Below are 11487 nucleotides of genomic sequence, written 5' to 3'. Positions count from 1 at the left end.
CGTAGAGATTCTACATGCATGACTCGTCAGGGTCGAATGTAATGGAGTCTCAATGAGTACAAAATCGAAACGCTCCGAGCAGTTCCGCTCGGCCATTGCCGCCTTTATTGAAGCGCGACGCGAGGCCAAGCTTAAGGGCAGGGAAGATGATGTTGAAGTGGTTGCAAAATATGAGTATGTGACCTGGCTGGTCGATGCTGCAAAACGAGCAGGCGCTATCCAGCTTGTGACCCATCCTCTCAAGGCAACCTACCCTGACGCGAAAATTAAGGAGGCCACTAGTCCCTTCATTCAAGGGTGTGATCTAGCACAACATGAAGAGATCGGGAGTCATCTGATAAGTGATGATTTTCTTGATGGAAGTGGCGATGCAGCTGCACTCGGTACGTTCAAATTTCTCACCGAGGTTCTTGTCGAAGAACGACCTTTGGTTCACTGGCTTTTGAATGATGATCCAGACCTATTTGCGGCATTCAGTGCCGACCATGAACAAGCCACCCAAATAGCCTTGGATTTCAAGAAGATTCTTCGCACAAGCCAGTCTCCAGCAGCCCATGCGGGTGCCAAACAGATCTATTGGCTAGTGGGCAACACGCCACTGGACGATAACCAGTTCCACCTGTTGCAACCGATGTTCTCCAGCAGTATAGCGCATGTCGTTCATATCAATATTCAGGACGCGCGCTTCGGTGAAACCAACAAGCTGGCACGTCATGCTTTCTATACGAGAGAGGCGCACGATAGAAAATATCTCGACTATCGTGATCTGGTTGCGCGCAAATTGGGCGGCACAAAGCCTCAAAACATAAGCATGCGTAACAGCGAACGTGGTGGGGTGAACTATCTGCTGGCATCGCTTCCTCCCAAATGGCAGCACGAGCGCAAACCAAGGCTGCTCAATCTGGAATCATCTATAGAGCGGTTCGCGTGGTTCGAGGGAGTGCCTTTTCTACTACGCAAATTGGCAGCTTTTTTGAAATCCATTGCCGACAAGCCACGTAATATGGACATCGTCGAGAAGCGGGAAGCCATTGAGCAGGCATTGGGGCAACAGTTAGCCCTTTTTGCCGTATCCATCCGCGCTAGTCTCGAACCGGGCTGGTCCCGAGACCCAGACTGCAAGTTGCCCTTGTGCGAAAAACTGTGGCTGGACTCGGAGCGCATTGAACTTCCCCTTAGCAGCGATCCCGAGCAGGCTGATGAAGATCGCGCATTCAACGCAGCTTATACCTTTGGCGACTGGCCGGATGAGATCGTTGGCCGTTTTGCCAATTGGGTCAATGAGCGGCTGCGCGAAGCCGGGCTTACGGCAGTAAGCGAAGTCGAGTACTGGCATTGGGCTAAGCAGGCCATTATTGATACCGCTTGGCCAGTGCCTATGGAACGGCGTGCACCCTTGGGAGGTGAAGCATGAGCACCTGCCCGAACTTCAGTCACCTATTGGTACTGCCTCGCCTGCAGGTACAAAACGCAAACGCTGTTTCCAGCCCACTGACCCACGGTTTTCCCTCGATGACCGCATTCCTAGGTTTGATGTGGGCGTTGGAGCGTAAGGTGCGTTCGTCGGGGCTGCACCTCAAGTTCAAGGCGGTCGGTGTAGTTTGCCATGACTATCAAGAACTCGTTACTGAGAGCGGATTCGTAAAAGCTTTCCGTTTGACTCGTAATCCAGTAGGCAAGGATGGCAAGCCTCCCGGCATTGTCGAGGAAGGTCGCATCCATCTGAGCTTGAGCTTGGTGCTGGCGGTCGAAAGTGACCATTGGAAAAAGGAGCCGGACGCTTGCGAAAGTGATGCTGCGGCCGTGTCAGAGTTGCTTGCTAGCATGCGCATTGCTGGCGGTACGCTGATACCTCCGGCCCAACCCTGGCTTCGTCGCTTTCAACCCTATGTACTCGACTTGACCGGTACAGAAGCCGACCGTGATGCCGTTTTCCGTAAGGCTCGCATGCATTTGCTGCCCGGTTTTACCTTGATATCTCGCGATGACCGGTTGAAAGAGCGCTTGTCCGAAATACAAACGAACGACCCAGAAGCTAGCCCACTAGATGCATGGCTTTCCTTGTCGCGCATTAACTGGCATTACGAAGTAGATGAGGACGCGGGTAAGGGCAAATGGCTTAACGATCGTCGTGGGAAGGGTTGGATCGTGCCGATTCCAGTTGGCTACGGTGCGCTTGGCGAGCTACATCCGGCAGGCAGCGTTAGCAATGCGCGTGACGCTAGCATTCCATTTCATTTTGTTGAAAGCCTCTATTCCGTAGGTGAGTGGATAAGCCCTCACCGTATCCAGTCTCCTCAGCAGTTCCTCTGGTACCCCGATAGTCAGCCGGAGAATGATTTGTATCGTTGCCGCAACGACTATGGCCAAACCGCTCATAACGAAGAGCCCTATCACTTCGAATTCGATCTCGACTGACTAGACAAGGAATTTCATCATGGCTAAAAACGATGCATTAAAAACTACTGTACTTGCTTTTGAGCGTAAGCTCGATCCCTCTGATGCGCTGCTTTACGCTGGCCAGTGGGCGCAACGAAGTGATTTCAATGCTTGGCAGTCGATCGAAGTGCGCGAAAAATCCGTGCGTGGCACCATCTCCAACCGCCTCAAGACGAAGGATCAGGATCCGGGCAAACTGGACGCCAGCATCCAGAATCCCAATCTGCAGACCGTCGATGTTGCCACCTTGCCTCATGAGGCTGACACGTTGATGGCACGTTTCACTCTGCGGGTGTTGAGCGGTGCTGGGACTCCCACGGCCTGTAACAATGCCGACTATCAGGCTAAGCTCCAGCAGACCGTAGAGGGTTATGTAAATGAACACGGTTTTGGCGAACTCGCACGACGCTATGCTCACAACCTAGCCAACGGGCGCTTTTTGTGGCGCAACCGCGTCGGTGCTGAGCAGGTTGAAGTGCGCATACGGCATATGGAACGTGGTCATGTTGCCCAGGAGTGGATATTCGACGCACTATCCCTTTCGTTGCGTGACTTCGATGACGATGGGCAGACCGCTGCACTGGCACAGCTGATCGCCGATGCACTGGCAGGTAAACGTTATCTATTGCTCGATATTGTTGCATTTGCACATGTCGGTGCCGGTCAGGAAGTATTCCCCTCGCAAGAGCTGATTCTGGATCGTGGTCGCGGCGACAAGAGCAAGACGCTCTATCAAGTCAATGGTATCGCTGGTATCCACTCCCAAAAGCTCGGCAATGCCTTGCGCACCATTGATACTTGGTATCCGGTGTCGAAAGATGGCAGTGACCTTGGCCCTATTGCCGTCGAGCCCTATGGCTCCGTAACCACTCGGGGCAGTGCTTACCGCCAGCCTAAACAAAAGGTGGATTTCTATTCACTGCTGGATAAATGGGCTAAGGAAGGTCAAGTACCACCGGTGGAACAGCAGCACTTTGTCATGGCAACCCTAATTCGCGGCGGCGTTTTCGGCGATGTGGAGTAAGCCATGGATCACTATATTGATATTCGGCTAAGGCCCGACCCAGACTTTCCCGAATCTATGCTTATGGGGGCGCTTTATAACAAGTTGCACCGAGCATTATTTGACCTGCAGGCAACGGATGTAGGCGTTAGCTTTCCAGCCCATACACACGGTGCCCGCGCTCGCACGTTAGGCGATCACCTGCGTTTGCATGGCACCCAGGCACGGCTAGAGCAACTGATAGGCGCTGATTGGCTCACCGGCATGCGCGATCACACCCAAGTCAGCGAGCTGCTTGCCGTGCCCGCTAATGCACAGCACTTCAACGTCGCGCGCAAGCAGTTCAATACGGGCAGCCCAAGCCGTGCCAAACGCTATGCCAAGCGGCATGACATTTCGGAAGATGAAGCGCAGCAGATTTATGCCAAGCTAGCGGCGCGGCGCATTGAGCTACCCTTCGTGCAAATAAACAGCCGCTCCACCCAGCAGCGCTTTAGTCTGTTTATTGAACACGGCAAGCCTCAGGAAAAACCGGTGGCGGGTTCGTTTAATCACTATGGCTTAAGCCCTGACGCCACAGTGCCGTGGTTTTGACCCTTTTTTCTAGCATGAAAATAGGCGACCAATAATCAATCACTTAGCGGTATCGCTCGAAAAAGGGTGATACCGCTTTTTTTGGCTAAAGCTCTTTAACAATCAGCATGTTAATTTTGATATGCTCTAGTTCGCTGCCGTGCAGGCAGCTCAGAAATGGAGCTGCTGAAAAAGAAGTCGAATTGGATCGTTCGCTGCCGTGCAGGCAGCTCAGAAAACCAGTGGCCGCCGCACGTCGGCCATGCTCGGGTTCGCTGCCGTGCAGGCAGCTCAGAAAGCCTTCTTCTTCCGGGCGGTCCATCATGTCGCGTTCGCTGCCGTGCAGGCAGCTCAGAAATCCAAGGCTGTGCGCTCACGCGGCAGCAAGCCGTTCGCTGCCGTGCAGGCAGCTCAGAAAACCAGTGGCCGCCGCACGTCGGCCATGCTCGGGTTCGCTGCCGTGCAGGCAGCTCAGAAACGGGCAAACCACTGTTGTCAAAGAGCAGATCACGTTCGCTGCCGTGCAGGCAGCTCAGAAATCGATGCGGTGCGGCTTTTTCTTATCGGCGAGGTTCGCTGCCGTGCAGGCAGCTCAGAAAGCTTCGACGGCATCAAGCTACGCCTGGCTGACGTTCGCTGCCGTGCAGGCAGCTCAGAAATCGACCGCTTAGGGAAAGCATCAGGCGACCGTGTTCGCTGCCGTGCAGGCAGCTCAGAAATTGACCAAAACCGCCTCCAGCGCCTGTGGTGCGTTCGCTGCCGTGCAGGCAGCTCAGAAACTACTGCGACATCCGCCATGCGTTTATGACTGGTTCGCTGCCGTGCAGGCAGCTCAGAAATGTCCGAAAAACTCGAAATAGAATCCTGCTTAGTTCGCTGCCGTGCAGGCAGCTCAGAAACAAACCGGGCGCCGTGACGGTTGTACCAATCAGTTCGCTGCCGTGCAGGCAGCTCAGAAAAAAGGCGGATAAGAGCGAACCCGAAGAAAAGGGTTCGCTGCCGTGCAGGCAGCTCAGAAACTGCTAGGCAGGTTGGATAAGCCAGTTAAGTCGTTCGCTGCCGTGCAGGCAGCTCAGAAATAGCCATGGTGTTCCACTGGGAGCCCAGCGCTGTTCGCTGCCGTGCAGGCAGCTCAGAAATGATCCCACGCCTCTCCAACCCTTCGCTCACCGTTCGCTGCCGTGCAGGCAGCTCAGAAACAGGCCCGTCGCTTGTACTGGTCGTACAGCTCGTTCGCTGCCGTGCAGGCAGCTCAGAAAACGGAGATAGGTGCCAAACGGGTGCTACGTAAGTTCGCTGCCGTGCAGGCAGCTCAGAAATTCTCGGCTAGCGCCTTGATGCGTGAGGCAGCTCAGAAAACCAGCGAACCGCAGGCGACCGGGTCGCCAACGTTCGCTGCCGTGCAGGCAGCTCAGAAAAATCCGCCCCGGACACGCCAATGAGCAGTGATGTTCGCTGCCGTGCAGGCAGCTCAGAAAATTAGGCCTCCTCAAATGTAAGTTGTGTTGCCGTTCGCTGCCGTGCAGGCAGCTCAGAAATGTTTCTGCAAGCTCTGGATTCGCGACTGCTTGTTCGCTGCCGTGCAGGCAGCTCAGAAAAGCCGATTCTCGCAGCAGATACCAGTATCACCGTTCGCTGCCGTGCAGGCAGCTCAGAAAACCAGCCCCGAAGAGCTGGAAGCGATGCGGGCGTTCGCTGCCGTGCAGGCAGCTCAGAAATCATAGTGCTTGGGCAGTTCGGGTGTGTCGGCGTTCGCTGCCGTGCAGGCAGCTCAGAAAATGCTGCTCGCGGTTTCATAGGCTCCCGCGCCGTTCGCTGCCGTGCAGGCAGCTCAGAAACGGAGTGCCACTGTATGAGCATAAGCGACGGCGTTCGCTGCCGTGCAGGCAGCTCAGAAAAAAAAAGGGCACTGGTATGACAGATCAGGAGTGTTCGCTGCCGTGCAGGCAGCTCAGAAAATCAGGGAGTGCGCCTGCTGGCCAAGTTGTGCGTTCGCTGCCGTGCAGGCAGCTCAGAAAAAGAGCCGATGCTGTTGCCAAAGCTGGCAAGCGTTCGCTGCCGTGCAGGCAGCTCAGAAAGTTGACCCGTGTGGAAACGCAAACGCTGACGTGTTCGCTGCCGTGCAGGCAGCTCAGAAAATCCTGCGCAATACCGGGGCTTCGGCCCTTATGTTCGCTGCCGTGCAGGCAGCTCAGAAAAGCATCCAGCAGCGCAACGGTCGCGGCGTTCGGTTCGCTGCCGTGCAGGCAGCTCAGAAAAATGACTCACCGTTCACCGAGCAGAAAATGCAGTTCGCTGCCGTGCAGGCAGCTCAGAAATTCGTACTCGACCATGCGGCGGGCGAGCTCGGGTTCGCTGCCGTGCAGGCAGCTCAGAAAAGCGGCGGCACCGGCGTGTAGTCGTAGTCGATGTTCGCTGCCGTGCAGGCAGCTCAGAAAGCCCAAGCCATGCGCGAAACCCGCGACCAGTTGTTCGCTGCCGTGCAGGCAGCTCAGAAAGTCAGCACTTCCTCGAAGCGAGGGAAGGCAATGTTCGCTGCCGTGCAGGCAGCTCAGAAAAAAGTAGGGCGCGTAAACGCTGCGCTCTCCCCGTTCGCTGCCGTGCAGGCAGCTCAGAAATTCATCCTGTCGCCAAAGTCAGTTAGGAACATGTTCGCTGCCGTGCAGGCAGCTCAGAAACGAGACGGGCGAATCAAACGAGAGGTTTGATCGTTCGCTGCCGTGCAGGCAGCTCAGAAATGCGAAAAGCATGGTGAATACGATTCGCATCAGTTCGCTGCCGTGCAGGCAGCTCAGAAATGGGTGTGTAAAGCACCTCCACCCAACGGCCAGTTCGCTGCCGTGCAGGCAGCTCAGAAACATGATGGCCGAATTGGCTTGCCGCTTAATGAGTTCGCTGCCGTGCAGGCAGCTCAGAAAAAATACGCCGCGCCCTTGGTAGCCGGTGGTCAGTTCGCTGCCGTGCAGGCAGCTCAGAAATCATTGAAACAAGCTGCCGCCGCAGCTCTTTAGTTCGCTGCCGTGCAGGCAGCTCAGAAAACCAGCTCCGCATCGGGGCCGGGGCGTAGGGTGTTCGCTGCCGTGCAGGCAGCTCAGAAATCAGAGCAGTCCGAGGCTTACGAGGCTTTGGCGTTCGCTGCCGTGCAGGCAGCTCAGAAATTAACAGCGCGATTGCTCTCAGCAAGCGCAGGGTTCGCTGCCGTGCAGGCAGCTCAGAAATGCTTCACCGAGCATGGCTGCAAAGAGTACCTGTTCGCTGCCGTGCAGGCAGCTCAGAAATATTCGGTGATAGGCGTGTTTATATTCAGTGTGTTCGCTGCCGTGCAGGCAGCTCAGAAAGCATGAGAGAGGCGGCAGCACGATTACAAGGAGTTCGCTGCCGTGCAGGCAGCTCAGAAAGCATGAGAGAGGCGGCAGCACGATTACAAGGAGTTCGCTGCCGTGCAGGCAGCTCAGAAAAATTGGGGGAGCCGATAAAGATCTGCCCATTGGTTCGCTGCCGTGCAGGCAGCTCAGAAATGCTCAAATGGGAAGAGCTAACCGATGCTGACGTTCGCTGCCGTGCAGGCAGCTCAGAAATTATCGGGTAGGGATTTTCTATAAAGGCGAGGGTTCGCTGCCGTGGAGGCAGCTCAGAAATACAACGGAGAAAATGAGATTCGCGGCTGTTAGTTCGCTGCCGTGCAGGCAGCTCAGAAAATCGACAGCGTAATCAGCGAGGTAGTCGAGGCGTTCGCTGCCGTGCAGGCAGCTCAGAAACTCTAAGGCGTCAAACAGGGCATCACGGATCTGTTCGCTGCCGTGCAGGCAGCTCAGAAATGGAGGCGGCTAAACGATGACAACGTGGACGCGTTCGCTGCCGTGCAGGCAGCTCAGAAATGAATGTCGGTGTAACGACGGATGTAGGCATCGTTCGCTGCCGTGCAGGCAGCTCAGAAATCAGGGAGGTCTAAGCAGGCGGCACTTACTGTGTTCGCTGCCGTGCAGGCAGCTCAGAAAAGAGCGCATAACGTGGCTATTTCGCACCCAGCGTTCGCTGCCGTGCAGGCAGCTCAGAAACTGGGCGAGCAATCGAAAATCATCACGCGCCCGTTCGCTGCCGTGCAGGCAGCTCAGAAAATCACGCGGGACATTAGTGCTTGGATCTCGTTGTTCGCTGCCGTGCAGGCAGCTCAGAAAAAGAGGCGCTAGACGATGCGCGTTTACATACCGTTCGCTGCCGTGCAGGCAGCTCAGAAAAATCTTCAAGGCAATAACCCCCGCACAGGCTCGTTCGCTGCCGTGCAGGCAGCTCAGAAATAGATCTTCCCCGCAATAGGCGCAACGACCATGTTCGCTGCCGTGCAGGCAGCTCAGAAAAGATTCAATCGCGCATTACCCGCACGACCGATGTTCGCTGCCGTGCAGGCAGCTCAGAAATGAAAGGGGAGCTATGGGCCTTGACCGCCGGGGTTCGCTGCCGTGCAGGCAGCTCAGAAACAAAGCTGCGGCTGACCATTATCTGCTTTTTGGTTCGCTGCCGTGCAGGCAGCTCAGAAAATTCTGATGGATGCTTGGCACCCTTGCTTAGGTGTGCGCTGCCGCTCAGGCAGCCCAGAAAGCTCCAAAAAAACTCAAGGTAATGCGGGATACTGAGTTTATTGCTGGCTCAGTATCGTACTTCATCCCTGAATAGCTGAACCTTTTCTTAATTAAAATTGATAGCATAGGAGCATTCTTTAAAAAGGGATTTCCACTTATGCACTCGTTGAATAAAGCCATTGTTCTCGCCGCCGCGATTACTCTGGCGCCTCCTATACTGGGTCAGCCAGTGAAGGCAGGAACCGAGGCCTATAACAATGGTGATTACGCCACCGCTCTGAAGTATTTGGAGCCGTTGGCTGAACAAGGCGATGCCGACGCGCAGTACACTCTTGGCGTCATGTACGACCTCGGCGAGGGAGTCACCCAGAACGCCTCAACAGCCGCCGAGTGGTACCGAAAAGCCGCTGAACAGGGCGATGCCGACGCGCAGCTAAGTCTTGGCCTCATGTATGAATACGGCGAAGGAGTTCCCCAGAGCACCTCAACGGCCGCTGAGTGGTATCGCTGGGCCGCTGAGCAGGGCAATGCCATCGCTCAAACCGATCTTGGCAGTATGTATGCCAACGGTGCGGGGGTCTCCCAGAACGCCTCAACGGCCGTTGAGTGGTATCGCCGGGCCGCCGAACAGGGAGAAGCCCGGGCGCAGTTCAATCTTGGCAATATGTATCGCACTGGCGAGGGAGTTACCCAGAACGCCTCAACAGCCGCCGAGTGGTACCGAAAAGCCGCTGAGCAGGGCGATGCCGATGCGCAGTACACTTTTGGCGTCATTGTTGACGCGCAGTACAACCTTGGGGTCATGTACGACCTCGGCGAGGGAGTCCCTCAAAACGCCTCAACGGCCGCCGAGTGGTACCGAAAAGCCGCCGAACAGGGACATGCTGACGCGCAGTACAACCTTGGGGTCAGCTACTACAATGGCGAAGGGGTAAGCCGTAATCCAGTCATGGCTAATGTGCTGAACAATCTTGCAGCGGCGCAAGGACATGGACAGGCTCACCAAAATCGTGAGGCCATTGCTAACGAACTTTCGCGTGAACAGCTCACTGAAGGACAACACATAGCGAGTGAGTGGCGTGCGAGAACACCGTTACCTACATTGAAAGATATCAGTACCTGGCCATAACAGTGATTCATCGGCTCGCCATTCCGAGCCGATTTTTCTTCCCAAAGAAATGCAAGATAATGTGCGTTGTGGGGACAGGGTAGATGGCTTTGCATTTTGTTTGATTTCAGAAATAGTCAGGTAGCTGTTGCTACTTGCATTGAAAATGCAGCAGATAATACCGCTCGGTGAGATTTTTAGGCCATATAGGATCTTTAATGCAGATTGCATTCACTGCAGGTACAACTGGTGCGTTGCCGCCCAAGCAGTTTTGGAGCTGGCTTCCCTTGGCACCGCTGCGCTAACGCTTACGCAATGGGATGGACTCCTCCTCACCCTACTCCGGCGTCAGTGCGCCATACTGGTAGGTGGTTGGAAAACTATCAGCTTGAGAGTCAGGAGAAGCCCATATGAACATTAGCCGAGTTGGTGTGGATATCGCAAAGTCTGTCTTTCACGTACATGGCGTTGACCGGCATGAGAAGCCTCAATGGCGAGGTAAATATACCCGGGCCAAGTGGCTGGAGGCTGTCTGTCGGCGCGTTCCTCAAGACGCCACCATCGGCATGGAAGCATGTGCAGCGGCGCATTATTGGGCGCGCGAACTTCAAGCGCGTGGCTACCATGTGAAGCTCATTGCGGCCCAATTCGTGAAGCCTTACGTTAAAACGAATAAAAATGATCGGGCAGATGCTGAAGCGATTTGTGAAGCATTAGGCCGTCCCACGATGCGCTTCGTGGCCGTAAAAATCGTTGATCAACAGGACAGCCAGGCCACCCACCGGATCCGTGAAGAGCTGATTAGCCAGCGCACAGCGAAGGCCAATCAAATCCGTGGCCTCATCAGTGAGTATGGGTTTATTGCCCCCACCGGTATTCAGCAGTTACGGCGGGCGCTGCCTCTTTGGCTGGAGGATGCCACCAACGGGCTCAGTGACCGCTTTCGCCGCCTATTGGCCGACTTAGCGGATGACTTACGTTATTTAGACGAGCGTGTTGCGCAGTTAACGTCCGCCATTGAAACGCATGCCAATACCGACCCGGTTGCCAAGCGCTTGATGACCCTCCGCGGCATTGGCCCCATCACCGCCAGTGCCTTATCGGGTGTGCTGGGTGACGGCGCTATATACAAGCGAGGACGCGACTTTGCCGCCTCGTTAGGGCTGACCCCGCGTCAACATAGCACGGGCGGACGAGAGCGCCTGTTGGGGATCAGTAAACGTGGCAATAGTTACTTACGCAAGCTGCTGGTACATGGCGCCCGCGCCGTCCTTCGTTATGCGGTGAAAAAAGACGACGGACTCAGCCAGTGGATCAAGCACCTTGCCGTGCGCAAACATCGCAACGTGGCGATCGTGGCTCTCGCCAATAAGACAGCGCGTATGGCGTGGGCCGTCACACGTTACGAGGTCCCGTATAACCCTGAGTTGTCCGCCGCCGCTTAAGCAGGCGACGCGACCATCAATGTTGAACCTTTAACCGGTGTTCCTACCGCCCCGACTGCACCACCAAAAGAGAGATGGCGAACAGGTCGAACCGACGTCGGGCCATACCGTGTAGCGCGTAGAGCCATAGAGCTCGTTTACGCTGAGGGTACCCGACGTGCGAATAGCCCATTAAGGTCCGATGCCCACACGTTAGGCATCTTTTACGAGACCGGATATACGCTAGCAGTCGACCGTGCCGCTATAACCTTTTGTGCTTGCAGACGAGGAGGAGTCCATATACGCGCTACTTGAAATGTGCATGATCCGTAATGAGTGACAAAGTGGGTGTTGCCGCCC

The 11487-nt window shown here is 55.5% G+C and carries 6 protein-coding genes and 2 CRISPR repeat arrays; all 6 genes read left to right on the top strand.

From position 1 onward, the window contains the following. Positions 1–52: 52 nt before the first annotated feature. The 6 genes from csy1 to AC4EYZ_RS10450 all read left to right on the top strand — a co-directional run bounded on the left by csy1 (position 53) and on the right by AC4EYZ_RS10450 (position 11148). Positions 53–1414, top strand: a complete 1362-nt coding sequence (gene csy1, locus AC4EYZ_RS10475) for a type I-F CRISPR-associated protein Csy1 (RefSeq protein ID WP_474192099.1) — start codon at positions 53–55, stop codon at positions 1412–1414. Beyond that, the gene (csy2, locus tag AC4EYZ_RS10470) at positions 1411–2418 is read left to right on the top strand and encodes a type I-F CRISPR-associated protein Csy2 (protein ID WP_474192100.1); all 1008 of its coding nucleotides are present in this window, start codon (positions 1411–1413) and stop codon (positions 2416–2418) included. Before csy1 ends, csy2 begins: the two co-directional genes overlap by 4 nt. 19 nt (positions 2419–2437) lie before the next feature. After that, the gene (gene csy3, locus AC4EYZ_RS10465; protein ID WP_474192101.1) at positions 2438–3463 is read left to right on the top strand and encodes a type I-F CRISPR-associated protein Csy3; all 1026 of its coding nucleotides are present in this window, start codon (positions 2438–2440) and stop codon (positions 3461–3463) included. 3 nt (positions 3464–3466) lie between these two features. Continuing rightward, complete coding sequence (gene cas6f, locus AC4EYZ_RS10460) at positions 3467–4036, top strand: type I-F CRISPR-associated endoribonuclease Cas6/Csy4 (protein WP_474192102.1); 570 nt, start codon at positions 3467–3469, stop codon at positions 4034–4036. A 129-nt stretch (positions 4037–4165) separates the two neighbouring features. After that, positions 4166–5334: direct repeats of the CRISPR family, unit length 28 nt; unit sequence GTTCGCTGCCGTGCAGGCAGCTCAGAAA. A gap of 70 nt (positions 5335–5404) precedes the next feature. Further along, a CRISPR array of direct repeats spans positions 5405–8614; the repeat unit is 28 nt; unit sequence GTTCGCTGCCGTGCAGGCAGCTCAGAAA. A 138-nt stretch (positions 8615–8752) separates the two neighbouring features. Further along, positions 8753–9724: an SEL1-like repeat protein gene (locus AC4EYZ_RS10455; protein WP_490204257.1), complete on the top strand. Its 972-nt coding sequence runs from the start codon at positions 8753–8755 to the stop codon at positions 9722–9724. Between the two features lie 389 nt (positions 9725–10113). Next, a complete protein-coding gene (locus tag AC4EYZ_RS10450) occupies positions 10114–11148 on the top strand; it encodes an IS110 family RNA-guided transposase (RefSeq protein ID WP_490204256.1) in 1035 nt (344 codons plus the stop codon). The last annotated feature ends 339 nt before the right edge of the window (positions 11149–11487 follow it).

The sequence above is a fragment of the Vreelandella sp. 162(4c) genome, assembly GCF_058152265.1.
This window is presented reverse-complemented; position numbering and strand designations above follow the sequence as displayed.